Annotated in this window: 25 protein-coding genes; 15 read left to right on the top strand and 10 right to left on the bottom strand. The window is 53.1% G+C overall.

The window, feature by feature from the left end:
- Window positions 1–106: 106 nt before the first annotated feature.
- The 4 genes from hemW to R6H26_RS17685 all read left to right on the top strand — a co-directional run bounded on the left by hemW (window position 107) and on the right by R6H26_RS17685 (window position 4,190).
- Window positions 107–1,339 (top strand): radical SAM family heme chaperone HemW, encoded by a 1,233-nt coding sequence (hemW, locus tag R6H26_RS17670; RefSeq protein ID WP_404784203.1) that lies wholly within the window; start codon window positions 107–109, stop codon window positions 1,337–1,339.
- Window positions 1,340–1,394: 55 nt separating this feature from the next.
- Window positions 1,395–2,027, top strand: a complete 633-nt coding sequence (locus tag R6H26_RS17675) for a hypothetical protein (protein WP_404784205.1) — start codon at window positions 1,395–1,397, stop codon at window positions 2,025–2,027.
- Between the two features lie 92 nt (window positions 2,028–2,119).
- Complete coding sequence (locus R6H26_RS17680; protein WP_404784207.1) at window positions 2,120–3,511, top strand: NAD-dependent malic enzyme; 1,392 nt, start codon at window positions 2,120–2,122, stop codon at window positions 3,509–3,511.
- A gap of 7 nt (window positions 3,512–3,518) precedes the next feature.
- Window positions 3,519–4,190, top strand: a complete 672-nt coding sequence (locus tag R6H26_RS17685; protein WP_404784209.1) for a class I SAM-dependent methyltransferase — start codon at window positions 3,519–3,521, stop codon at window positions 4,188–4,190.
- Here R6H26_RS17685 and cax read toward each other — a convergent pair.
- On the bottom strand, window positions 4,175–5,263 hold the full coding sequence (gene cax / locus R6H26_RS17690; protein WP_404791364.1) for a calcium/proton exchanger: 1,089 nt from the start codon (window positions 5,261–5,263) through the stop codon (window positions 4,175–4,177). The two genes, R6H26_RS17685 and cax, sit on opposite strands and share 16 nt — an antisense overlap.
- 398 nt (window positions 5,264–5,661) lie before the next feature.
- On the opposite strand from cax, the gene R6H26_RS17695 reads away from it, so the two are divergent.
- Window positions 5,662–6,261, top strand: coding sequence for a superoxide dismutase (locus tag R6H26_RS17695; RefSeq protein WP_404784211.1), 600 nt, complete (start codon window positions 5,662–5,664; stop codon window positions 6,259–6,261).
- 107 nt (window positions 6,262–6,368) lie between these two features.
- Here R6H26_RS17695 and nusB read toward each other — a convergent pair whose 3' ends face one another.
- Entirely contained in the window at window positions 6,369–7,004 is a 636-nt protein-coding gene (gene nusB / locus R6H26_RS17700) for a transcription antitermination factor NusB (protein WP_404784213.1), read from the bottom strand.
- 328 nt (window positions 7,005–7,332) lie between these two features.
- Between nusB and R6H26_RS17705 the strand changes: the two genes are divergently transcribed.
- From R6H26_RS17705 to R6H26_RS17720, 4 genes are all read left to right on the top strand, one after another.
- Window positions 7,333–7,713, top strand: coding sequence for a hypothetical protein (locus R6H26_RS17705; protein WP_404784215.1), 381 nt, complete (start codon window positions 7,333–7,335; stop codon window positions 7,711–7,713).
- Between the two features lie 328 nt (window positions 7,714–8,041).
- A complete protein-coding gene (locus tag R6H26_RS17710; RefSeq protein ID WP_404784217.1) occupies window positions 8,042–9,058 on the top strand; it encodes a multicopper oxidase domain-containing protein in 1,017 nt (338 codons plus the stop codon).
- 177 nt (window positions 9,059–9,235) lie between these two features.
- The gene (locus R6H26_RS17715) at window positions 9,236–10,243 is read left to right on the top strand and encodes a helix-hairpin-helix domain-containing protein (protein ID WP_404784219.1); all 1,008 of its coding nucleotides are present in this window, start codon (window positions 9,236–9,238) and stop codon (window positions 10,241–10,243) included.
- Between the two features lie 271 nt (window positions 10,244–10,514).
- Window positions 10,515–10,961, top strand: a complete 447-nt coding sequence (locus R6H26_RS17720; protein ID WP_404784221.1) for a bacterioferritin — start codon at window positions 10,515–10,517, stop codon at window positions 10,959–10,961.
- A 13-nt stretch (window positions 10,962–10,974) separates the two neighbouring features.
- Here the strand turns inward: R6H26_RS17720 and R6H26_RS17725 are convergent, their stop codons facing one another.
- The gene (locus R6H26_RS17725) at window positions 10,975–11,214 is read right to left on the bottom strand and encodes a hypothetical protein (protein WP_404784222.1); all 240 of its coding nucleotides are present in this window, start codon (window positions 11,212–11,214) and stop codon (window positions 10,975–10,977) included.
- A gap of 70 nt (window positions 11,215–11,284) precedes the next feature.
- Window positions 11,285–11,806 (bottom strand): GNAT family N-acetyltransferase, encoded by a 522-nt coding sequence (locus R6H26_RS17730; RefSeq protein WP_404784224.1) that lies wholly within the window; start codon window positions 11,804–11,806, stop codon window positions 11,285–11,287.
- Window positions 11,807–12,101: 295 nt separating this feature from the next.
- Here R6H26_RS17730 and R6H26_RS17735 point away from each other — a divergent pair, with 295 nt between their 5' ends.
- Window positions 12,102–12,356, top strand: coding sequence for a hypothetical protein (locus R6H26_RS17735; RefSeq protein WP_404784225.1), 255 nt, complete (start codon window positions 12,102–12,104; stop codon window positions 12,354–12,356).
- Window positions 12,357–12,393: 37 nt separating this feature from the next.
- Here R6H26_RS17735 and R6H26_RS17740 read toward each other — a convergent pair whose 3' ends face one another.
- Both R6H26_RS17740 and R6H26_RS17745 read right to left on the bottom strand, forming a co-directional pair.
- A complete protein-coding gene (locus tag R6H26_RS17740; RefSeq protein ID WP_404784227.1) occupies window positions 12,394–14,937 on the bottom strand; it encodes a sugar phosphate nucleotidyltransferase in 2,544 nt (847 codons plus the stop codon).
- A 66-nt stretch (window positions 14,938–15,003) separates the two neighbouring features.
- On the bottom strand, window positions 15,004–15,756 hold the full coding sequence (locus R6H26_RS17745; RefSeq protein ID WP_404784229.1) for a DUF561 domain-containing protein: 753 nt from the start codon (window positions 15,754–15,756) through the stop codon (window positions 15,004–15,006).
- 211 nt (window positions 15,757–15,967) lie between these two features.
- Here R6H26_RS17745 and R6H26_RS17750 point away from each other — a divergent pair, with 211 nt between their 5' ends.
- Complete coding sequence (locus R6H26_RS17750) at window positions 15,968–16,318, top strand: histidine triad nucleotide-binding protein (RefSeq protein ID WP_404784231.1); 351 nt, start codon at window positions 15,968–15,970, stop codon at window positions 16,316–16,318.
- A 180-nt stretch (window positions 16,319–16,498) separates the two neighbouring features.
- Window positions 16,499–17,581: a photosystem II q(b) protein gene (psbA, locus tag R6H26_RS17755; RefSeq protein WP_404784232.1), complete on the top strand. Its 1,083-nt coding sequence runs from the start codon at window positions 16,499–16,501 to the stop codon at window positions 17,579–17,581.
- A gap of 21 nt (window positions 17,582–17,602) precedes the next feature.
- On the opposite strand, the gene R6H26_RS17760 is transcribed toward psbA, so the two are convergent.
- Window positions 17,603–17,785 (bottom strand): hypothetical protein, encoded by a 183-nt coding sequence (locus R6H26_RS17760; RefSeq protein WP_404784234.1) that lies wholly within the window; start codon window positions 17,783–17,785, stop codon window positions 17,603–17,605.
- Between the two features lie 136 nt (window positions 17,786–17,921).
- Here R6H26_RS17760 and dapB point away from each other — a divergent pair, with 136 nt between their 5' ends.
- Window positions 17,922–18,743 (top strand): 4-hydroxy-tetrahydrodipicolinate reductase, encoded by an 822-nt coding sequence (dapB, locus tag R6H26_RS17765; RefSeq protein WP_404784236.1) that lies wholly within the window; start codon window positions 17,922–17,924, stop codon window positions 18,741–18,743.
- Entirely contained in the window at window positions 18,740–19,324 is a 585-nt protein-coding gene (locus R6H26_RS17770; RefSeq protein WP_404784237.1) for a shikimate kinase, read from the top strand. The genes dapB and R6H26_RS17770 overlap by 4 nt, the downstream gene beginning before the upstream one ends.
- Here R6H26_RS17770 and R6H26_RS17775 read toward each other — a convergent pair.
- The 3 genes from R6H26_RS17775 to R6H26_RS17785 all read right to left on the bottom strand — a co-directional run bounded on the left by R6H26_RS17775 (window position 19,321) and on the right by R6H26_RS17785 (window position 21,189).
- Entirely contained in the window at window positions 19,321–20,007 is a 687-nt protein-coding gene (locus tag R6H26_RS17775; RefSeq protein WP_404784239.1) for a PHP domain-containing protein, read from the bottom strand. The two genes, R6H26_RS17770 and R6H26_RS17775, sit on opposite strands and share 4 nt — an antisense overlap.
- Window positions 20,008–20,153: 146 nt before the next feature.
- Window positions 20,154–20,963, bottom strand: a complete 810-nt coding sequence (locus R6H26_RS17780) for a TPM domain-containing protein (protein ID WP_404784241.1) — start codon at window positions 20,961–20,963, stop codon at window positions 20,154–20,156.
- Between the two features lie 67 nt (window positions 20,964–21,030).
- Complete coding sequence (locus R6H26_RS17785) at window positions 21,031–21,189, bottom strand: hypothetical protein (protein ID WP_404784243.1); 159 nt, start codon at window positions 21,187–21,189, stop codon at window positions 21,031–21,033.
- A gap of 442 nt (window positions 21,190–21,631) precedes the next feature.
- Between R6H26_RS17785 and R6H26_RS17790 the strand changes: the two genes are divergently transcribed.
- Complete coding sequence (locus R6H26_RS17790; protein WP_404784244.1) at window positions 21,632–22,615, top strand: RNA polymerase sigma factor, RpoD/SigA family; 984 nt, start codon at window positions 21,632–21,634, stop codon at window positions 22,613–22,615.
- Window positions 22,616–22,780 lie beyond the last annotated feature (165 nt).

Consider the following 22,780-nt stretch of genomic DNA (forward strand, 5'->3'; position numbering starts at 1 on the left):
CGCACAAGTCTCCGATTCAGTAATAACAGTCTAACTTTATCGCTCATCGCGGCTAAACCCGGCCTTGCGGCCAAGGGTAAAATGGATTGTCGTAGCAGGAATCCCCATGGCCCTCGCGTTCTCAGAAATCGATACGGCGCTTTCCCAGGCTGAAACGTGGGACCAGCCGACAGCAGCCTACGTGCATATCCCGTTTTGTCGGCGGCGCTGTTTTTACTGCGATTTTCCGGTTTCGGTCATCGGCGATCGCCTTCGAGGAGAAACCTCTCTCGGCATTCAGCAGTACGTAGACTGGCTGTGCCAAGAAATCCGCGCGACGCCGTCTCAAGGTCAACCGCTCCAAACCATCTTTTTTGGAGGCGGAACGCCTTCCTTGCTCGCAGTAGAGCAAGTCCATCGAATTGTAGAAACCCTCGGCCAGCAATTCGGATTGGCAGAACGGCCAGAGATTTCGATGGAGATGGATCCTGGGACATTTACCTCAGACCAAATCCAAGGCTATCGGCAGGCTGGGGTAAACCGCGTCAGTTTGGGTTCGCAAGCCTTTCAGGATGAATTGCTGCGCGACTGCGGGCGCACCCACCGGACGCCAGACATTTATGCAGCCGTAGATCTATTGCGGCAGGCGGGATACGACAACTTGAGCCTGGATCTGATTTCAGGACTGCCCAACCAAACCCTCGCGCAGTGGGAAGACTCGTTGAACGCGGCGATCGCCCTAGCCCCGCAGCACCTTTCGGCCTACGACCTCGTGTTGGAGCCGGGCACCGTCTTCGGGAAGCGGTTTGATCCAGGGGAAGGCCCGCTCCCCAGCGATAACACGACGGCTCAAATGTATCGATTGGCCTCCCAAGCCCTACAAGCCTCTGGGTACGAACACTACGAAATTTCGAACTACGCCCGGCCTGGATTTGAATGTCGCCATAACCTGGTCTACTGGCGCAATGCATCCTACTACGGCTTCGGCATGGGAGCCGCCAGCTACGTGCGGGGGCAACGCTTCAGCCGCCCCCGCAGCCGGGAAAGCTACGCGCAGTGGCTGGTCAACTACATCGAACAGGGCGGCCCGATCGACGCACCCGTGACTTCGGCTAACGATCGTCTGTTTGAAACCTTTATGGTGGGTCTGAGGCGCACCCAGGGCGTTGCCCTCAACGCCTTAGCGCAAAACTTTGGTACAGCATTTATCGAGCCGTTACTGCAACGCCTGAAGCCCTATCGCGATAATGGATGGGTGGAACTCACCCCTAACGGCGACCTGCGGCTGAGCGATCCCGAAGGGTTTTTATTCTCAAACGCTATCCTAGTAGCGTTGTGGGAAGCGATCGCCGAGGAATGAACGGAATGGGTCAAAATGGCGGTATGGGTCGACCGCAAAACATCAGGAGGTTGCCATGCCTTTAATCAGAATTGTGCTTGTCGCGCTGTCGATCGGCATTGCTGCTGCTCTAGTGCTGCAAAATGCCGTGCCTTTAACCATTACGATTCTGGGGATACCCACTCAACCGATTTCCCTCGGGCTGGCGTTACTCCTCTCGGTATTGCTCGGGCTGCTGGTTGGCGCGCTTTTACAGTATCTGTTGCAGGGCGCGCCAGCATTGCGAACTCCCCGACGTCCCTGGTTTCAGCGCTCCGCCCGCAAGGCCAAAACGCGCCGATCTAAAGCCTCTACCTATCGGTCTTCTCGGACTGCCTCGCATGCCAGCGCGTCGGACTGGTATCAACCCGCCGCGCGAGATTGGCACGGCAGACCGTCCAAGGTTTCCGCCACGGAGTATGACGCGCGAACCCCTGGTGCGAAGCTTTCGCCGGAAGAAGAAGACTACGACTACGACGATACGCCGCAACAATCGCGCTGGAGCCATCTGTTTGAAGAAAATGAGAATGGCTCGGATTCCCGCCGCAGGGAGAGAAAACAGCCCGGCAGCGATCGCGTGGTGGATGCAGACTATCGCGTGATCCGACCGCCCAGTCGCCCCCTGACCGATCCTGAATGGGACGATGAGTTTTTTGAAGACCGGCCATAGCTCCCTAACATCCGTGCAGCCTTTGCGATAGCAGTTCAGCATAAGATAAATAAGCTGCTATATCGCTTTGAGATCGAGGAACAAACTGCACTATGGTTCAACTGACGCCCAACCCCAGCTACAGCATTACCGTTCAAGTTCAAATCCCCAATCATGCTGGAATGCTGGCGCGGGTGGTGCAGGCCGTTGGCGAAGCCGGGGGCAGCATTGGCGATATTGAAGTGGTGCAGCGCGATCGCACTTCTGTCACCCGCGACATCACGATTGATGCTGCCAGTCAAGAACACGCCGACGCCATTGTGCAGTCCCTCAAAGACCAGCTCGAAATCCAGGTTTTATCGGTTCGAGACCGCACCTTCGAACTGCATCAGGGCGGCAAACTCATTACCAGTAGCAAACTGCCCCTCCAAGGTCAGGACGAACTGGCCATGGCTTACACCCCCGGCGTGGGTCGGATTTGTATGGCAATCGCCCAAGACCCCGACCGCGTTTACGAACTCACCATCAAACAAAGCACCGTGGCCGTCGTCACCGATGGCAGCGCCGTATTGGGGCTGGGCAACATCGGCCCGGAGGCCGCCTTGCCCGTCATGGAAGGCAAAGCGCTGTTGTTTCGGGAGTTTGGGCAGCTCAATGCATTCCCTGTCTGTTTGGCCACCCAGGACGTGGATGAAATTGTCGAAACCGTCAAGCGCATTGCGCCTGTTTTTGGCGGCATTAACCTCGAAGACATTAGCGCTCCCCGCTGTTTTGAAGTGGAAGCAAGGCTCCAGCGCGAACTAAACATCCCTGTGTTTCATGACGATCAGCACGGTACGGCGATCGTCGTGCTGGCGGCGCTGACCAATGCCTTCAAGTTAGTCGGGAAGTCTTTAGAAAACGTCAAAATTGTCATTAACGGCGCAGGCGCGGCGGGGGTTGCCATTGGGCGGCTGTTGCGCAAAGCGGGGGCAAATACAATTTGGCTGTGCGATCGCCAGGGAATCATCAGCACCTCCCTCCCCAACCTCACCCCCGAAAAGCAGGAGTTTGCCGTAGATGCCACGGGCGATCTCGCCACAGCGCTCAAGGATGCCGACGTGTTTCTAGGGGTGAGCGCACCAGGGGTGTTGACGCCTGAGATGCTGAAACGGATGGCAAAGGACTCGATTGTCTTTGCCATGGCGAATCCGGTGCCCGAAATTCAGCCGGAGTTGGCGCAAGGGTTGGTGGCGGTGATGGCGACGGGCCGCAGCGACTACCCCAACCAAATTAACAACGTGTTGGCCTTCCCCGGCATTTTTCGGGGTGCGCTCCACTGCCGCGCCGCAACCATTACCGCGACGATGCATCTGGAGGCGGCCCATGCGATCGCTGCCCTCGTCAGCCCCCAAGAGTTAGCCGCAGACCATATCATCCCCTCTGTCTTCGACGAGCGCGTGGCAACAGCAGTCGCAGCCGCTGTAGAGCAAGCCGCCCGCGAAGAAGGCGTCGCCCAATGTTAGATCGACAATGAAACGGACCCCCGAACCAGACCTGATGAACGGCTTGGAGCAGGCTTACGCCTACGCTCGTGCAGACTTCGAGGAGCCTCACAATTACTGCATTGAGCTACTGCGGCAATCGTTGCCAAATTTGCCCCAAACTGGCACGGCTTTAGACCTCGGCTGCGGCCCCGCTGATATTGCCATTCGATTTGCGCGGGCTTTTTCCGATTGGTCTGTAGACGGTCTAGATGGTTCCCCAGCGATGCTGCACTATGGTCGCGAGGCGGTGCAAAAGGCAGGCTTAGATGGGCGCGTTACTCTGAGCGAAGCCTACTTACCAGCGGGAAACGCACCCCGCGATCGCTACGGTTTGATTTTTTCTAATAGCCTGCTCCACCACCTTGCCGACCCCAAGATTCTATGGCAGTCGATCCATCGATGGGCAAAGCCCGATGCTGCCATTTTTATAATGGATTTGATGCGTCCCGACAATGCTGAAGTCGCTGCCCGACTGGTCGATCGGTACGCTGCCAACGAACTCGAAGTTTTGCGCCAGGATTTTTATAATTCGCTCTTAGCCGCGTACAGCATCGATGAAGTCCTCGTTCAGCTCCAGCAGGCACAACTGGAATATTTGGCAGTGAAGCTGGTGAGCGATCGCCATTTCATCGTCTCAGGAAATTACGCGGGATGGTAATAAAACGAAACCCCCAGCAATAGATAGGTCGCTAGCAACAGTGCCCCATCCAGCCAATTCGAGCGACCGCCAAAGCTGACCAGATTCGTGACCGTCACGGCGATCGCCAGAGCCACCACCTCAAAAGGATTGAAATTGAGATCGATGGGCTTCCCCCATAGCTCTCCTACGAATACCAGCACGGGTGCAATAAAGAGCGTAATCAGCAAGCTATCCCCTGTCACAGTAGAGACAGCCAGATCCATTTCATCTTTGAGCGCGAGACGGGTAATGGTAACGTAGCCTGCTACATCGCTGATCAGCGGCAGCAGAATAACCCCCGTGAACAACGGCGTTAAGCCCAACCCCTGCGTGGCCGACTCCACCACCCCCACAAAGAGATCGGACTCGAACGCAATGCCGATCGAGGCCGCCAGTAAAACTGCAATCCAACTGCCCAGCGCGGATTTACGAGAAGCCAAAGTTGCTTCGTCGGGCGCAATTTCTCCCTCTGCCAGACCGACATCGTAAAGATAGCTGTGAGTTTTTAAAGAAAACAACAGCGTTAGCCCGTACAACACAATGAGAACCGTCGCAGTCGCCATCGAAATATGGCGGATGGCACTAGGGTCTACGATATTGGACGTATAGGTGACAAGCGTAGGGAGGGCGATCGCCACCACCGCCAGCGTCATAAACGACCCGTTGACCCGCGCAAAAATCGGCTTAAAAGATTGCTCCTTATAGCGCAAGCCCCCCGTTAGCATGCCCAACCCCAACAACAACAGCAGCGCCCCCAAAATGCTGCCCGTGATACTGGCCTCCACAATATCGACCAACCCTGCCTTGAGCGCCACCAACGCCAAAATCAACTCCGTCGCATTCCCAAAAATGGCATTCACCAACCCACCCAGGGAAGGACCTGTCACCACTGCAATCTTTTCCGTCGCCGTACTCAAAATAATCGAAAGGGGAACGATCGCCAGCACCGACGTACTGAACACCGCAAAGTCTCCCCATTGGAGAGACTCAGCAGCCCAAGAGAGCGGCATAAAGCCCAAACAGGCAAAGACGAGCGTTGCCTTGAAAGACATGAGACCCTTAAGGTCGAGCTTAAAACCGAGGCCATCCATAGAAAACCGATGAGGGGGCAAAACTCCTATTGTCGCAGAGGCTAAGGGTTTCTGGACAGGATGCAGCATTCCGCCATCCCAGCGAACGCGAACCCATTTATTTACAATCTAGAAGCAGGCGTAGCCCTAATATCGACCTTAGACTAATCTACCGATCGAGCATCCCGCTCTCTATCCATCAATAGGCTGCTCTTGAATGAAGCACTCCTTGATAAGATTATGTCGATAGGCTTACAGGGCAAGTTGCTTCTGCGCTGCCGCAAGGTCTGCGGTTTAGCTAAAGCTGAAATCTGTCTAAAGCGCTGAGTTTCACGCTTTTCCAGATTTTATTCTCATCATTGTAAAGAGGATCGAACGTCATGGCTTACGAATTTCCAACTTTGCCTTATCCTGAGACTGGTTTAGAGCCGCATATTTCGGCCAATACATTACAGTTTCACTATGGCAAACACCACGCCGCCTACGTTACCAATTTCAATAATTTGGTAAAAGAAACACCCCTTGACAGCCTTCCTCTTGAAGAAGTCATTAAAACAACCTCTGGCGATAAGGATAAGGTGGGTATCTTCAACAATGCCGCCCAAGCCTGGAATCATACCTTTTACTGGCATTGCATGAAACCGAACGGCGGCGGTGCGCCCTACGGTCCCTTGGCAGACAAAATCAATGCCGACTTCGGTAGCTTTGACGAGTTTAAAACGGCGTTCAAGCAAGCGGGCGCAACCCAGTTTGGCAGCGGTTGGGCGTGGCTTGTTTTGGACAGCGGCACGCTTAAGGTGACCAAAACCGGAAATGCAGATAATCCGCTCACCCAAGGGCAAGTTCCCCTCTTAACCATGGACGTGTGGGAACATGCTTACTACCTCGACTATCAAAATCGCCGCCCGGACTACATGGAAACCTTCCTCAATAGCCTGGTCAATTGGGATTTTGTTGCCGAGAAATTTGCAGCAGCCTAGAAGATTTTAGCGACCGTTCCGTAGGGGTGCGTGCTGGCGTGCTCCTACGGAATGTCGGGCATTCAATTAAAACAATGCCATTTTTTTGAGAGGAATTCTCGCTACGGCTACCTAGATTCTGACTGGGGCAGCCCCGCAAGTTGTCGGCTAACGCGACGCAGAACGCCGTTCACAAACTTGTGTCCGTCTTCAGTGCTGTAGCGCTTTGCCAATTCCACTGCTTCATTGATGGCAATGCGCTCGGGCACCTCTAAAAAGTGGATTTCTGCAACGGCAATTTTTAGAATGTTTCGATCGATCTGCGCCACGCGGGTAAGCTGCCATTCAACTAAAGAAGCCTCTAAAATTGCGTCGATTTCTGGAGCGCGCTCGTGGAGCGACCGCACTAACGCAAGCGCGTATTCTCTGACGTCGTGCTGGCTGGCAATCTGAATCAGCTCTGGCAGATCGACAGCGGTCCCAAGGCGATTAATAGCAGTCTGGGCTAATTCAAGCGAATCGGAGAGCATTGCCTGAGCGCTTTGAATATCTGCCGAGAAGACCCTGCTTTTTTCCAGGCGATCGCTGCTTCTCTTCAGCTCTAGGGAGGCGGTTTCTATCGCATCTTTGACTTCTCCGACCAACGTTCGCACCGCAGCCAAGACAAACGATTGCAGTTCTTGTGCGGAGAGCTTTACAGAATTCGAGGGCATTTGACTGGCGCTCAGTAGCGCTAACTCACGGGCAATGCGACGAGGTTGCATGGCAGATTTAGTTGACGAGGTTCAGCGACGGCTTGCTCATTCTATCAGTCCTTCACGGCCCCCATTTATTTTGCGGTAAGGGAAACCTGAGATTCCCATTCTTCGTCACTGACCGTTGAACTGGCTCGATACCCTACGATACGGCATGAATTAAAGCATGAATTAAAGAAGAATTGTCTTTTTTTATGGCTGTGATATGGATCTCACGCTGTGGTGACCAATATCATAGGCTTAAGTAATAACTCAAACCTAATCTAAAGATTGCTGAGCCAGCTACCGCATCTTTCTTTATTCACCTCTACTGTTGAATTCACTCTAGGAGCACAACATGGCTAACCCCATTCCGCTAATGTCTGGTTTAATTGTGACTGTCGGGTTAGTCGGTGCCGCTTTAACACCGTTCTCGGCAGTTTCTGCAGCGCCGTCAACCCCTAACTCATCCGCTAAGACGGCCTATAAATACAGCCCGACATTGATTAGCCGCTATACCACTGGTTGCTCCGAAAAACTTCGAGCCAAAGGAAAGAGCGCCGCTCAAGCCCAGCAGATGTGTCAGTGTTCCATGAAAAATATGCAGGCGCAGCATACGCAAGGGCAGGCCATTGGCATTTTAATGAAGGCCCAGTTTAGCGGTTCGACGGATCCCAGTACGGGCTTGCCCACTGCCCTCACGAAGTATTTTGAGTCTTGTCGAGCGGCCACATTATAGCCAAGATTTTGCTGGCGGTTGAAACCGCGCCTACAAGAACGATGTCCGCCGACGCGGACTAAGAGTGGATTTCAACCTGCGCAGGCAGGTTTTGTTCTTGTAGCCGCGATTTTAATCGCTGGGGTTATTTAATCCACGATCCTTAGCACCTAAACCAGGGGATTACAGTCCCTGGTTTAGGCGTTTTAAAGCGCTTGCCCAACGATCGCACCTTCGGTATTAATAGGAATCTTTCTTAAAAATAAAAATCTTATATACTTTTATAAAAATCAGATTTAGTGCTAATACTTCTCATTACTGTGTTTGTGAGTTAGCGAGTTCGCTCATCATGCCAAAGCCAACAGAGCCAGATAAGCTCGCACCGAATCGCCGTCAATTGTTGAAATGGGGTTTATTAGCTGGGGTTGGGAGTACTGGAGCGATCGCTGCCCTCAGCCAACTGAAAAATATCAAGCCGCGATCGACCGTCACCGTGCCGCCATCTCCCGATCGCGGGCCGATCGCCGGACAAGCCACAACGCCGCTCGCGATGCTGCGGGATTTCGATCGCGGCACGGTCCGCCGAGAGAACGGACGAACTATCAGAGAATTTCGCGTAGAAGCCCAGACCTCTTCCATCAAACTGGATGCCGCCCATTCCTTCATTACTTGGAACTTGAACGGACGAGTGCCAGGGCCGACGTTTCGGGCAACGGAAGGCGATCGGATTCGCGTCATCTTTTACAACCGAGCGGGGCGCTCCCACTCGCTCCATTTTCATGGCGTGCATCCAGCTGAAATGGATGGGGTCAAACCCATTCGCAATGGCAGCGTGGCGATCTACGAGTTCGATGCCAAACCGTTTGGCGTTCACCTTTACCACTGCCATGTCGCTCCCGTCACCCGACATGTGGGCAAAGGTCTATACGGCATGTTTATCATCGACCCGCCACAGCCGCGCCCCCCAGCAGACGAAATGATCCTGATCATGGCGGGCTACGACGTGAATGACGACAAAAAAAACGAGCTGTATGCGTTTAACGGGCTGCCGCACTACTACATGCACCATCCCATTCCCATCCAGCAGAATCAGCTCGTTCGGCTGTATGTCCTAAACATGATTGAATTTGACGCCGCAGTTACGTTTCACCTTCATGCCAATATGTTCCAGGTGATTCGGACGGGGCGATCGCTCCAGCCCAGCGAAGAAACGGACGTGATTACGATGGGGACGGCGGAGCGACATATTTTAGAGTTTAGCTATCCCTATGCGGGCAAGTATATGTTCCACCCCCATCAAGATGCGATCGCCGAAGCGGGATGCATGGGTCTGTTTGAAGTGGTGAGCAATGAGGCCAAAATCTAAAGCTAGATTCTAAAGCCAGAACTTTTGTGAAAATGTCCTGCATCTTATTGACATCTATTCTTAAACAAGGAAATAATGGCCTATCCAGCGATAAGTAAAAATAGTTTGCATTAGGCAAAAGTAGCCTGGTTTTATAGGCTGCACGATCTACAACGTAAAAGTGTGGAAAATTTTTACATGTCTAACCGTCGCATCCTTGCCTTAGGACTCTCAGCTGTGGGCCTATTGACCTTGGCTGCCTGTAGCAGTCAGGATCCCACTGCCCCCGCGCCCCCTACCGCATCCTCTCCCATGAGTTCGGGAACGAACCACAGCGCCATGGGTGGCAAAGCGATTAATATCAACAACGCAATTTTGTCGGAGTTGGATAAGCTCGAGGATAAGTTGGGCGTTCCGGCCTTATCCGATAAGATCCAGGCCAGCCGTCCCTACGGCAACGTGGAGGAATTGGTTGCGAAAAAAGTCGTCACCCAAGCGCAGTTCGACCGCATCAAAGACATGGTGACCGTCGAAGACGTTCGGCTTACGGGTGAGGCTAAAGACATCGATTACATGACCAAGTTGGGCCTCATGAAGGGGCATCTTTTGGTTGCCAAGGAATTACTCGATCTCAAGAAGCCCGATCGGGCTGAGCCGCACATCGGACACCCCGTCGAAGAAATTTATGCGGATGTCGAAGATCAGCTCAACGAGCGCAAAGTCAAAGAATTTAAAACTTCTCTGATTGCCCTCCAGGATTTGGTCAAAGCAGGTGCCAAAGATCCCGCTAAAGTGGACGCGGAGTTCAAGGCCTCCGTGCAGTCCGTTGAAGGGGCGATCGCCAGAGTGCCCGACGCCCAGCGCAAAGATCCCAAGTTTGTTTTGCAGGTTATCAATGGCTTATTAGATACGGCAAACGCAGAATATGGTGCGGCCATTGCCGACGGCAAAATTTCTCAGGAAATCGAGTATCAAGACTCTCGCGGGTTTGTCGCGTACGCCAACGAACTTTATAAAGGCATCGCAACGACACTGGCAAAAGATAGCCCAGCAGCGCATAAAGCCATTACCGCCTCAATGGCAACCTTAAGCAAAGCTTGGCCTTCCCCGTTGCCTCCCGCAGCTCCAGCCATGACAGCGGATGAAGTTTCTAAGCTCGTTAAGACCATCGAGGTAAACGCTCAAAGATCGAGTCAGCCATCTTAAAAAGACGATGGATGAGTCTCGCCCGACGATCGGTTCCCTGGCATCATGTCGAGCGCACTTTTTGGCTATACTCAGCGGCTATACCTGTTAGGCAGACAGCTACGACATGTTTTCGATCGCAGTTGGGGGTATCTATTTCCAAAGTTTGACGGGGCGGATGGTTTTTCCTGTTTTCAAAAATCGAGCGTTTGCTTCAAAGAAATCGCCATCCCAGCTACATTAAGGAAGCAGTCTGAAAGACTCGACCTCAAGCATCCCTAAAACTGAAACGATGAAAGATCTAGATCGAGATAAAACCATCTATTTGCTCAATGCCATTATGGAGGCAGAGCTTGCTGGGGTGGTGCGCTACACCCACTACTCATTAATGGTGACAGGCCCAAACCGCATTCCGATCGTGCAGTTTTTAAAAGGGCAGGCCAGCGAGTCCTTAATGCACGCCCAGCAAGCAGGCGAAATTATTACAGGGTTAGACGGACATCCGTCGCTGCGCGTGGCGCCCCTTGAAGAAACCTTCAAACACTCGATTTACGACATTTTGCTCGAAAGCCTCAACCACGAAAAAGCAGCTCTCGATTTGTACAAGCAGCTTTTAGATACCGTGGCGGATGCCAGCGTCTATCTAGAAGAATACGTGCGGGGCATGATCGGTCAAGAGGAACTGCACGGGATGGAGCTGAGAAAAATGCTGCGCGATTTCAGTCCAAACGAAGGCTAGAAGAACGCTATTTTCATAAAAGATCGGCAAAGTCGTCTTTTTCCTTCACATCCTCAATCTCGATAAAGGCGCAGGGATAGGGAATGAATAGGGTTCGCTTCTCGTTCCAGATGCCACCTTTTTCGGCAACCACTTGCATGATGCCTTCGACATCGCCGCTCCCGACGTGGATGGTGATGGAGGCGGAGGCAGCTTCCTGCTCTCCTTTCTTAAAGGTGGGGCTGTAGAAGGTGACTTTTCGGCCTTTTGCCATGCGAAGGAGACTCCTTGGGGTTGAGACGAGCGGTGTGTTAGAGCAGTGGCGATCGCAGCGATCGCCACCGCTAAGTCTCAATCTTAAAGCCTAGAATGACGAGATCTCGATCGATGTTATCCAGTAAACCTACACCGGGCAAGAACCCCCATTGCTGAAAGCCAAATTTTTGAAATAGGGCTAAGCTCGGCTCGTTATGTCCGAAAACGAACGCCAGCAGTCGGTCTAAGTTTAAGCAGGGCGCGCAACGGATCGCTTCCGACAGCAAGTAAGTGCCCAGCCCCGTTCGACGAGCAGACGCATCGACGTACACGCTCAGCTCCGCAGTGCGGTTGTAGCCTGGGCGACCGTAAAAATCAGAAAAACTCAACCACGCCAAAATCTCATCGTTTGCTTCGACAACCCACAGCGGTCGGGTATCGGGTCGGTGTGCGTGGAACCATTGGATTCGGCTTTCAACCGTCACGGGTTCGAGGTCTGCCGTGACCTGCCGAGAGGGAACCGTAGCGTTGTAAATTTCAACGATGCGGGGCAGATCGGCAAGGGTGGCTGTACGGTGCGATCGCTCCAAAGAAATGCCAGTTCCGAACATACGTACCTAGCTTTAGGGTTGGTTCTTCATTCACTGTTTTAGTATAAAGAACGACTTTTGCTCTCGGTCTAAAGGACATAACTGGCGATCGCCTCAATAAAGAAGTCATCGATCGCTTTTTAAGATTTTTTTAATGGAAATATAGGAGTTTTTCTGCGGTGCAGGGCAAACTAAGGACAGACAAAACCCGAGCGGGTTTGTAGAATGAAACTCTCATACACTCATTCATGGGTTGCTCTTGAGCGATAAACATAACCTTATTCAACAACTTTTTACTTAGTAAGGTATTGGCAAAATGTCAGACAAACGGAATTTCCTCTTTCCCCACAGCCAGTACCGGGGTCCTGTCAACCCGGAAAACCTAGTTTTCAACGCAAATCTTCAGGAATTTGCCCAGCGCGTGAGCTATATTACGTGTCTAGAATCCAACGGCAAAATTACCCCTGAAGACTCGTACCGCCAAATCAAAACGCTTTGGAAACAATTAAAACAATCTAAGAAATCCCTTTGCATTGGCAAAAATCTGTTCGGGCAAGAAGGGTCGGCTTAGCAACCCAGACAAGGCTTGGAGCGCGCTGGTTTTGGCTCTAAACGCCAGAGGCTTCTAAGTCGGCGTTAATAGCCCCCTCAAGCGCTTCCAGAGTTTGAATTCGACCGCGACAGTCTTGAAGCATTTGAGTAACCCAGTTTCGGTCTTTCCCGTTGGCAATGAGATGAACCAGGGGTTCGTCGGCATCGGGTAGAACCAAAATCCAATGATCCAGAAGGGTCGGATGCTTGATTTTTACGCCATCGATCAGCTCGATTTGCTCGATTGGGTAGATTTCAACTAAATTCCGCATGAGCCTCCCTTTTTGATTCCAAGGACAGCGTACGGTGAGGGTTTGGTAATGGATCTGCGGCAGATCTGCCATGAGCTGCTGGAGCGTTTGTCGGTGAAGGGTCAGCATCTCAATGAGTTTGGCGATCGCAAACATGGCGTCAAACCCTGGGTGGAGTTGCGGAAAGATAAATCCAGTTTCGGCACTGCCCCCTAAGACAACGCCTAAATTTTTGCGGCAGGTTTCCATCAGCGCCGTCGGGTTGACCTTCGTGCGGATCGCTTGGCCGCCATAGCGACGGGCAATCTCATCGACTGCACTAGAAACGTGGGCGGGAACCACCACAATTTGATGGGGATTGGCGCGAAGACTGATATCGACCATCAGAGCGGTCAAATTTTCGGAATGAATGGCCGTGCCCTCGTCATCGACGAGAATGAAACGCTCTCCATTCGCCGAGACCTGGACGCCAAGGTTAGCCTTGAGCGCCTTCACGACAGCTCCTAATTGGCCTAACAATTCTTCGCGTTCTTCAATGCTGGGAATGCTTTGGCGCAGGCTGGCGTTGAGGACGACGACATCGCAGCCAAACTTACTCAGCAGGTGCGGCAGTACGGCTCCGGATACCGCATAAACGTAATCGACGACGACCTTAAAGGGCTTGAGGCTGTTTCCCGCAATATTGAGCAATTTCTCGAAGTCTGAAGCGTATGCATTGAGCGTTTGGCTCGGGTAGGTGATGTCTCCAATATCGGAGATCGTCGCCCGGCGAAAATCTTCTTTAAAGAACGCTCCTTCAATTTTCTTTTCTTTGGTTTTCGATAAATTGATCCCCTGATCGTCAAAGAACTCGATGAGCACGAAATCCGGTCGCTCGGGATGGATGCGAGTGTGGATGCCGCCGCTGACGCCCAGGGTACGGGCGGCACAGCGAGAAATCGGCAGGGCGATCGCCTCTAAGTTTTGCACCTGGATTCCGACAGACATCAGCCCAGAAACCAGCGATCGCGACACCATCCGCGAAATACTGCGCTGGTCGCGGGACACCATCACCTGCGATCCGGGAGTGAGGGTAGAGGCATAGGCTGCTCCCAGCCGCACGGCAAACTCCGCGGTGATGTCTACATTGGCTAGACCGGACACTCCCTGCTGCCCGAATAAGTGGCGCTGGGCGGTGTTGCCCCACACTAAATTGATATTGAGCGTCGCGCCCGCCTCAATTCTTTTGCTAGGCCAAACTCTGATGCCAGCGCTCACTTGAGCCTCTTCTCCGACGGTAGACAGCGCTCCAATCACTGCCCCATCCAAGACCCTGCCCCGTCGATCGACCCGCGCGCCCCGCGCGATCGCGCAGGCGCGCAGATGGGCTTCCTCGCCAATGATGGCTCCATTCCAAACAATAGAGCGCTCGAGTACGGCCTTCGCCCCCACAATGACATTGTCGCCGAGGACTGTCCCTGCGGTAAGGATCGCTCTCGCACCAATGCGGCAGTTCCCCCCGATTAAAACCGGAGGGTGGATCTGAGCTTCGGCATCGATGAGGGTATTTTCCCCGATCCAAAACCGATGCTGGCGTTCGGGGTAAGCCATATCTAGGCAGACTTTACTGTGGAGCGCGTCGTACTGAGCTTCGCGGTACTGATCCAGGCTACCGATATCTCGCCAGTAGCCCTCGGCCACGTAGCCATACATCGGATAGCCCCGCTCCAACAACAGCGGGAATAGATCTGTCGAAAAATCCGTTGAGGTTTGGGCGGGCAGGTAGTTCAAGACTTCCGGCTCTAAAATATAAATCCCGGTATTGACCGTATCCGAAAAGATTTCGCTCGAAGCAGGCTTTTCTAAGAACCGCTGAATGCGCCCCTGACGGTCGGTCATGACCACCCCAAACTCCATGGGGTTGGGCACTCGCGCGAGCACGAGGGTCGCTTTTGAGTGGCGCTGGCGGTGGAAGGCGATCGCCGCTGAAAGGTCGAAGTCGGTCAGGCTATCGGCGCTGATGACCAGAAACGTATCGTTGAGCAACGGCGCGACGTTTTTGACGCAGCCTGCCGTTCCTAAAGCCAATTCTTCTTCGACGGCATAGGTCAGCTTGACGCCAAGGTCGAAGCCATCTTGAAAATAATCGCGAAAGACATCCGGCAGGTAAAATAATGTTGCAATGATGTCAGTAATGTTGTGACGCCGGAGCAGGTTGATGATGTGTTCCGCAATAGGTCGATTGAGGATAGGCACCATGGGTTTGGGCAAATCGCAGGTGAGGGGTCTCAAGCGAGTTCCCTCGCCCCCCGCCATTAACACTGCTCTCATAGGACCCTCCGCAATGACTTGACAGATTGGGAAGGGCGCGAGACTTCTCGCGCCCCTACAGTGCCTCTAGCGAACTTGAAAGGTTACGGGCGCGTTCTGCACGGCCATTGCTTCCACTAAGCTGCGCACGACGGCAATCATGGCCACTTCGCTATTGAGCTGGTTGACCGCAGAACCCACTCCAATGCCGCTGGCCCCGGCGGCGATCGCCATGGGTGCTGTCACGGCAGACAACCCGGACGCGCACAGCACTGGGACAGAAACTGCCCGCGCGATTTCATAGGCTGCGGCTAAAGTCGGCGCTGCTTTTTCGATGAGTCCCAAAGCGCCAGCATGGGTGGGCTGGCTGCTGGTGCCGCCTTCGGTCTGAATGAGATCGGCCCCTGCTTCTACGAGGTCGATGGCAAGCTGAACCTGACGGTCGAGTTCTAAGGTATGGGGGACCGTCACCGAAAGCGCGATCTGAGGCAACAAGGCCCGCGTCTGACGCGCGAGTTCCAAGACTTCAGCGGCGCTAAACAGGCGACCTTGGCTGTAAAAACTATCGAAGTTGCCGATTTCAATTAAATCCGCTCCGGCTGCCACTGAGGCGACGAACTGCTGGGGATCGACCGCCGAGACGCAAATGGGAAGATGGGTGAGGGATTTGGCGATCGCCACCAGCCCCGGATCGGCTGCGATATCCACAAACGTCGCACCGCCTCGATCGGCGGCGCGCACCACTGCTGCCACTCGTTCTGCGTCAAAGTTATGGAGTCCGCTGATAATTTTAAGGGCGCAACGATTTGCAAACGCCGACTGTAAACTCGGATGCATCATAGTTTATGTTTTCCTATGTATTGGATCTGCTGGCAACGGTGAAAGGCTCGGGGCAATGAATACTTGGCTACATGCCAGCCTGCAATACATTTAATGGTACTTCAACCCCGTCCCACGACCCAACTGCTCCCTCGTTCGCAGAAAATCTACGGCAGCATTCTCAGTCCGTTCCCTATCGTCCTTTCCTCTCCTTAATCCCCCATTAATCCCTATGAGCGAAGCATCCGAAACCCTCTTTAGCAAGATCGTCCGTCGCGAGATTCCTGCCGACATCGTCTACGAGGACGAGTTGGCGATCGCCTTTCGAGACATTAACGCCCAAGCTCCGGTTCATATCCTGGTCATCCCCAAGAAGCCCATTCCCAAGCTATCGGATGCAGAACCGGATGACGGGGCGCTACTGGGCCACCTGCTCCTAACTGTCCAGCGCGTCGCCGCGCAAGAAGGGCTGACCCGAGGTTACCGAACCGTCATCAACACAGGAGAAGATGGGGGGCAAACCGTCCACCACCTCCACCTCCATATTTTGGGCGGACGTGCCATGAAATGGCCTCCCGGTTGAAAAACGAGCGACGCTTCAAGCCTGTCGATACCGTCATAACCGTCCGGCTCGCCATCAAATCTTAAGGAAACCTGTAGAACTTAACAATCCGCAATAAAGGCAGTAGTATTGAATCAGGCGAGAGTCACACAACTCAACCCTACCTATTATTTCTCAATTCTTTAACGCACTCATAAAACCATGACAACCGTACTGCAAAGACGCGAAAGCGCCAGCGCATGGGAAAAGTTCTGTAGCTGGATCACCAGCACCGACAACCGACTCTACATCGGTTGGTTCGGCGTCTTGATGATTCCTACCCTTGCCGCTGCTACCATCTGCTTCATCATTGCTTTCATCGCTGCTCCTCCTGTGGACATCGACGGCATCCGCGAACCCGTGGCGGGTTCCTTGATGTACGGCAACAACATCATCTCCGGTGCTGTTGTGCCTTCTTCTAATGCAATTGGTCTTCACTTCTACCCCATCTGGGAAGCTGCTTCCTTGGATGAGTGGCTTTACAACGGCGGTCCTTACCAGTTGGTCGTCTTCCACTTCCTCTTAGGTTGCGCTTGCTACCTCGGACGTCAGTGGGAACTGTCCTACCGTCTCGGCATGCGGCCTTGGATCTGCGTTGCTTACGCCGCTCCTCTGTCTGCTGCCACTGCTGTGTTCTTGATCTACCCGATCGGTCAAGGGTCTTTCTCCGATGGCATGCCTCTGGGTATCTCTGGAACCTTCAACTTCATGTTCGTGTTCCAAGCCGAGCACAATATCCTGATGCACCCCTTCCACATGTTGGGTGTGGCGGGTGTCTTCGGCGGTAGCTTGTTCTCTGCGATGCACGGTTCTCTCGTTACCTCTACTCTGGTTCGCGAGACGACTGAAGTGGAATCTGCCAACTACGGTTACAAGTTCGGTCAGGAAGAAGAGACCTACAATATCGTTGCAGCCCACGGCTACTTCGGTCGGTTGATCTTCCAATATGCTTCTTTCAACAACAGCCGAAGCTTGCACTTCTTGCTTGCTGCATGGCCTGTTGTGGGCATCTGGTTCACGAGCTTGGGCATCAGCACGATGGCGTTCAATTTGAACGGGTTCAATTTCAACCACTCCATCGTGGACAGCCAGGGCAATGTGATCAATACTTGGGCCGATGTGCTCAACCGCGCCAATTTGGGTTTTGAAGTGATGCACGAGCGCAATGCTCACAACTTCCCCCTCGATTTGGCTGCTGGTGAGTCTGCTCCTGTGGCGATGTCTGCTCCTGCTATCAACGGTTAATTCTTTCCCGATTGGGTTGAATTAGATTTTTGGAGCGCCGCCCCTTGTAATAAGGGGCGGTGCTTTTTGGTGGAGGGTGTCGTCTAGGGTTATGGGTGGTGCTTCGGGCTTGGTGGGTTCGTAATATTGGGGGTGTCTTCCCCCAAGCCCCCGCTGAGGGACGGCTGCGTCCCCCAGACCCCCTCCAGATGGGATACGGGTCATACGTTTGGATGTTTGGTTTGGGAAGGATGAGTGGATTGCAAATTTTGGGCAACGCGATCGCTCGCTTCGCATTACATTAAAGATTGGCAGGGCAATGTCCTAGTCTTGACTCTACAGAAAGGATTTCAGATTCGGTATGACTCGTCAAATTCCCGTCATTGTCAATGGAGCGGCAGGCAAAATGGGCCGCGAGGTCGTTAAGGCTGTCGCTGGAGCGAAGGATCTGATGCTGATCGGAGCGGTCGATCGCGATCCTCGGATTCAGGGGCAGGATGTTGGTGAGGTTTGCGGTCTCGAAGCCCTCGAAATTCCGGTGCTGAGCGATTTAGAGTCGGTGCTGGCGGCTGCGGCACAGGAGCCGCAGCTTGGGGTTATGGTGGACTTCACTCACCCCAGTTCGGTTTACGAAAATGTGCGGGCGGCGATCGCCTATGGAATTCACCCTGTGGTAGGCACGACGGGTCTGAGTACCGCTCAAATCGAAAGTCTGAGAGCTTTTGCAGATAAAGCTAGTACGGGATGTCTCATCATTCCTAACTTTTCTATTGGCATGGTGTTGCTCCAGCAAGCGGCGATCGCTGCTTCGCAGTATTTCGACCACGTCGAGATTATCGAGCTGCACCACAACCAAAAAGCCGATGCCCCCAGCGGTACGGCCATTCAGACGGCTCAAATGCTGGCCGAACTCGGCAAAACCTTTAATCCGGCGGCGGTCGAAGAAAAAGAACATCTAACTGGAGCTAGGGGAAGCCTTGCCGACGAAGGTATTCGGATCCACAGCGTGCGGTTGCCCGGTTTGATCGCCCACCAAGAGGTGCTGTTTGGGGCGCCGGGACAGCTCTATACCCTGCGCCACGATACTAGCGATCGCGCGTGTTACATGCCTGGCGTTCTGCTGTCTATCCGCAAAGTCCTTCAACTCCAAACCCTCATCTACGGGCTCGAGAAAATTTTATGACCGCCGTTAAGTTTGACCTGCAAGGCACCAATATTTACCTGATCGGCATGATGGGAGCGGGGAAGAGTACAACAGGTCGCCTCTTGGCCCAGCACCTCGACTATCGCTTTTTCGATACCGATGCGGCGATCGTCCAAGCGGCAGGCTGCTCTATCTCGCAAATTTTTGCTGAGTCTGGCGAATCTAGCTTTCGGCAACTGGAAACCCAGACGTTAGGGCAACTGTCTGCTTATAAGCGCCTGGTGGTAGCGACGGGGGGCGGCATCGTCATCGAGCGGATGAATTGGAGTTATTTGCACCACGGGTTAGTCGTTTGGCTGGATGCATCGCCCCAAACTTTGTGGCAGCGCCTCCAAGGCGATGCGGCTCGCCCGCTCCTACAAGCAACGAATCCGCAGCAAAAACTTGAAGAACTGCTCCTCCAACGCACGCCCCTCTACGCTCAGGCAGATCTCCGCATTGCCATAGAGGCCCGAGAGGATGCGGAAACGGTCGCTCGTCGCATACTGAATGAAATTCCTAAAGTTTTAAAGCCCGAACGGCTGGCGCAACCTCCTGCGCGGGCTGAAAAACGCAGCTAAATCCGCTTCAGAATGCTCAATCCATGGCTGTCAGTCCCGCAGCTGGTGAGTAATCCGTAGGCTTGACTGAGTTCGAGGATGCGCTGGGTTTGGTCCGGGCTGGATTGCCAAGGATCGATATTACCGTAGCAATAGTAAGCTTCAACGCCATCGATCCCCAAGCGAACCGCAGCTGGAATCAGATCCGCAGGGCCTAATTTGTAACGGGCTGGATGGGCCAAAACCGCAAGCCCTCCCGCCTCCTGAAGGGCTTGGATGACCTGGACTGCTTTAGATGCCTCCCCTACGGGAGATTGTCCGTATAAATAGGGCTTAATCGCGGAGTGCTCTAGGTCGAATCCGTATCCCAAAATATGGACTTCAGTCCCCAATAATTGAGCTGTTATTTCAACCCCAGACCACAAATAAGGCTCTAAATGCTCCCCTGCGGACTGCAAGCTCCACCGATCTAGCCAGCGCCGCGCGGCCTGGTAGCCCGCGACCGTATGGTGGTCGGTAATGGCCAAACCCTTTAATCCGTAAGAAACGGCCTGCTGCACCAGCGCTTCTGGACGCATCTGACCGTCGGAATAAACCGTATGGAGGTGGAAATTGTAGATAGAGGGGCAGCTTTCAGGAGTAATCGACTGAAAGACTGATTTAAGGGACGTTATGGAACCCTGTAAACCTGGATTTACAACCATCGTGGCGCTATCCTACGCGTTGCCCACTGCGATCCTAGTATGATTTTTAGAATGCTGCTAGGATTCCTAAGGACTTTATGCGGTCGTTTCGAGCTTTAACCGTCTGACATCGAGCGATTTCGCGTCCAGAAGACACAAATTCGAAGCTAAGCCTCGGGTTCGGGCGTTGAGGGTGTGGTGAGAAAGTAGCTTAAAAAAGCGCCCAGAAAACCGATTCCAAACCCAGCAAAATTCCGAAAAATAGGAAGCCAGTCCTGCGTGCGCACGAGCACGGGTCCCAAGCCAAAGGAGAAAAACAGCATTCCCCACAGCGGAGAGAATAGCAAAGCCCACTGCCAAGCAAACACTTGGCCCGCTTTGCGAGGTCGTCCGGCAAAGCCGCAAATAATTCCCCCGATCGCAGAAGTGACCAAGGTCAAAATCCATTGCTCTTGGGGCAGTCCGGGGACGACGCTACAGCCTCCTTTTCGCAAGCATCCCTCCACAGAGGCTAACGCTTGAATAATCGCCCGATCTTCGCCGTTATCTCGGACAAAGTATTGGTTGCCAAATCGGGTCTGTAACTCGATCCAAAAGGTGCGCGGCAGCAATGGATAAAAATCGTTGCCGACCGCAAAGCTTAAAATGTTGCCGCCTTTTCCGTCAGCGACCAAGACCGTACTTTTTGCGTCTAATTTCCAAAAGTCGATGACTGCTCTGCCGGGCGTCTGCTCGAATTGGGTTAAAACCCTCAGCCTCCAACCAGTCTCAGCCTCGAAGGCTTCGAGTTCTTTGACAAGATTTTCTCTCTGAAGGCTGGTCAAGACTTTTGCTAAATCCACAACTGGAGTCGGCTCTGCAGGCAAAAGCTGAGGATTGTTGTAGGCTTTTGCATCTGGACTCAATACCCACAGCCCAAATACGATCGCCACAACCAAACTAGCCCGAATCCAACGCATCACGAGAGGATGTTTCATAGCTTTACAGAAGGAGTACATCGATAAATTGCAACTCGTTGCAAAACAAGTTGACAGCTCTTAACACTTATTTACGTTTCTCTAATAATACTACGACTTCAAGCTCAACGGGTTCGCGCCGCAAGAAGAATGCAGTCCTGCGATTCTGCAGGAGGCCGATCGCAAGGTGGCATTGCCCTTGGGCGATCGCCCGTTCTAGACAGCGCCAAGATCGACTGCGATCCAAATTGCCAACCTCTATCCATTAGTTGAGGTTTTTCTCAGAAAGTTTGGGTACACTAATCTGAAATCTTGAAGGAATGGGCGATTGGAAACCTTTTTTAGCCGCAAACAGTCTATTAGCCCTTCATGTCGCGCTCGGTTCGACTCCTCCAGCGGTTTGCTTTTAAATCGATGCGTGCCTCTGGCCAAACGCTAGGGATGCGACGACCGACAGACCATTACCTCCTCTTAACTTAAGGGATCTTTACTAAAGACCAGGTACGGACATTTACACCTTTCTTTATTTGGTGATAGCTAGAGGGATAGCTTATGATAATTTCATGAACTCATACTGACTTCGTTTAGTCCGGTTATACTGAACGGTACAGTTCTTAGCCGGACTTTTCGGCCAGCGTATATCTGTTCATCGCAATCCCGTCCTGTATTGAGGGGGATACTGAGGATCCATGGCAAAAGTGACTGACAAGAAAGCATCGACTCCCGCTCCAGCAGGCCGCGATATGGTTCGGACCTATCTTCACGAGATCGGTCGCGTTCCGCTCCTGACCCACGAACAAGAAATTGTTTTTGGCAAACAAGTGCAGCAGATGATGGGACTTCTGGAAATCCAGGAGGAGTTGACCCAAGCTTTGGGTCACGAACCGACTATGGCGGAGTGGGCGCAAAAATCTGAGTTGAGCGACTCGGAGTTAGAGCTAACGTTGAAGCAAGGCAAGCGCGCCAAGCAAAAGATGATCGAAGCGAATTTGCGCTTGGTGGTGGCGGTTGCGAAGAAGTACCAGAAGCGCAATTTGGAGCTATTAGATCTGATCCAGGAAGGAACTTTAGGTCTGGAGAGGGGTGTTGAGAAGTTCGACCCTACCCGAGGGTATAAGTTCTCGACCTATGCTTACTGGTGGATTCGGCAGGCTATTACGCGGGCGATCGCCCAGCAGGCCCGTACCATTCGGCTTCCGATTCACATTACCGAAAAGTTGAACAAAATTAAAAAAGCGCAGCGAGAGCTGTCCCAGAAGCTGGGTCGCAGTGCCACTCCGGCTGAAATTGCGAAGGAATTAGAGTTAGATCCGACTCAAATCCGAGACTTCTTAATGATTTCCCGCCAGCCCGTCTCTTTAGATTTGCGCGTCGGCGACAATCAGGATACCGAGCTGCGCGATCTGCTGGAGGATGACGGACAGTCTCCCGAACAGTTCACGACGGGAGAAGCCCTGCGCGAAGATGTCAATCAACTCCTCGGGGAGCTGACCCCCCAGCAGCGGGAAGTGTTGACCCTGCGCTTTGGCCTGCATACGGGGAAAGAGCTCTCCTTGGCGAAGGTGGGCGAGCAGCTCAGCTTGAGCCGAGAGCGCGTGCGCCAGCTCGAACGACAAGCCCTCGATTACTTGCGACGCTGCCAGCTCGATGTCCGTCAATATCTTGCCAGTTAACCGTCGTCGAAAACTGTCGAAACCTTCTAAATTCGCCAGCGAATCTTCCTCCAACGGAAAAGGCCCCTCTTTCAGGAGGGGTTTTTCATGGGGACCGAGTTGGACTTCACTTTGCCCGCGCGTGCCCTGTTATGATTCCAGGAAACGACGGGCGTGAGGGTTTAG

Origin of the sequence: Altericista sp. CCNU0014 (assembly GCF_044923475.1) — a bacterium.
Classification (GTDB): Bacteria; Cyanobacteriota; Cyanobacteriia; order Thermosynechococcales; family Thermosynechococcaceae; genus JAAURS01.

Excerpts from the sequence above, each read along its gene's own strand:
- R6H26_RS17705 (WP_404784215.1), top strand. The coding sequence starts at position 7,333 with ATGGCTAACCCCATTCCGCTAATGTCTGGTTTAATTGTGACTGTCGGG.
- R6H26_RS17675 (WP_404784205.1), top strand. The coding sequence starts at position 1,395 with ATGCCTTTAATCAGAATTGTGCTTGTCGCGCTGTCGATCGGCATTGCT.
- psbA (WP_404784232.1), top strand. The coding sequence starts at position 16,499 with ATGACAACCGTACTGCAAAGACGCGAAAGCGCCAGCGCATGGGAAAAG.
- R6H26_RS17720 (WP_404784221.1), top strand. The coding sequence starts at position 10,515 with ATGAAAGATCTAGATCGAGATAAAACCATCTATTTGCTCAATGCCATT.
- R6H26_RS17680 (WP_404784207.1), top strand. The coding sequence starts at position 2,120 with ATGGTTCAACTGACGCCCAACCCCAGCTACAGCATTACCGTTCAAGTT.
- R6H26_RS17745 (WP_404784229.1), bottom strand. The coding sequence starts at position 15,756 with ATGATGCATCCGAGTTTACAGTCGGCGTTTGCAAATCGTTGCGCCCTT.
- R6H26_RS17715 (WP_404784219.1), top strand. The coding sequence starts at position 9,236 with ATGTCTAACCGTCGCATCCTTGCCTTAGGACTCTCAGCTGTGGGCCTA.
- R6H26_RS17775 (WP_404784239.1), bottom strand. The coding sequence starts at position 20,007 with ATGGTTGTAAATCCAGGTTTACAGGGTTCCATAACGTCCCTTAAATCA.
- R6H26_RS17730 (WP_404784224.1), bottom strand. The coding sequence starts at position 11,806 with ATGTTCGGAACTGGCATTTCTTTGGAGCGATCGCACCGTACAGCCACC.
- R6H26_RS17770 (WP_404784237.1), top strand. The coding sequence starts at position 18,740 with ATGACCGCCGTTAAGTTTGACCTGCAAGGCACCAATATTTACCTGATC.
- dapB (WP_404784236.1), top strand. The coding sequence starts at position 17,922 with ATGACTCGTCAAATTCCCGTCATTGTCAATGGAGCGGCAGGCAAAATG.
- nusB (WP_404784213.1), bottom strand. The coding sequence starts at position 7,004 with ATGCAACCTCGTCGCATTGCCCGTGAGTTAGCGCTACTGAGCGCCAGT.
- R6H26_RS17780 (WP_404784241.1), bottom strand. The coding sequence starts at position 20,963 with ATGAAACATCCTCTCGTGATGCGTTGGATTCGGGCTAGTTTGGTTGTG.
- cax (WP_404791364.1), bottom strand. The coding sequence starts at position 5,263 with ATGTCTTTCAAGGCAACGCTCGTCTTTGCCTGTTTGGGCTTTATGCCG.
- hemW (WP_404784203.1), top strand. The coding sequence starts at position 107 with ATGGCCCTCGCGTTCTCAGAAATCGATACGGCGCTTTCCCAGGCTGAA.
- R6H26_RS17760 (WP_404784234.1), bottom strand. The coding sequence starts at position 17,785 with ATGACCCGTATCCCATCTGGAGGGGGTCTGGGGGACGCAGCCGTCCCT.
- R6H26_RS17710 (WP_404784217.1), top strand. The coding sequence starts at position 8,042 with ATGCCAAAGCCAACAGAGCCAGATAAGCTCGCACCGAATCGCCGTCAA.
- R6H26_RS17685 (WP_404784209.1), top strand. The coding sequence starts at position 3,519 with ATGAAACGGACCCCCGAACCAGACCTGATGAACGGCTTGGAGCAGGCT.
- R6H26_RS17740 (WP_404784227.1), bottom strand. The coding sequence starts at position 14,937 with ATGAGAGCAGTGTTAATGGCGGGGGGCGAGGGAACTCGCTTGAGACCC.
- R6H26_RS17735 (WP_404784225.1), top strand. The coding sequence starts at position 12,102 with ATGTCAGACAAACGGAATTTCCTCTTTCCCCACAGCCAGTACCGGGGT.
- R6H26_RS17790 (WP_404784244.1), top strand. The coding sequence starts at position 21,632 with ATGGCAAAAGTGACTGACAAGAAAGCATCGACTCCCGCTCCAGCAGGC.
- R6H26_RS17750 (WP_404784231.1), top strand. The coding sequence starts at position 15,968 with ATGAGCGAAGCATCCGAAACCCTCTTTAGCAAGATCGTCCGTCGCGAG.
- R6H26_RS17695 (WP_404784211.1), top strand. The coding sequence starts at position 5,662 with ATGGCTTACGAATTTCCAACTTTGCCTTATCCTGAGACTGGTTTAGAG.
- R6H26_RS17725 (WP_404784222.1), bottom strand. The coding sequence starts at position 11,214 with ATGGCAAAAGGCCGAAAAGTCACCTTCTACAGCCCCACCTTTAAGAAA.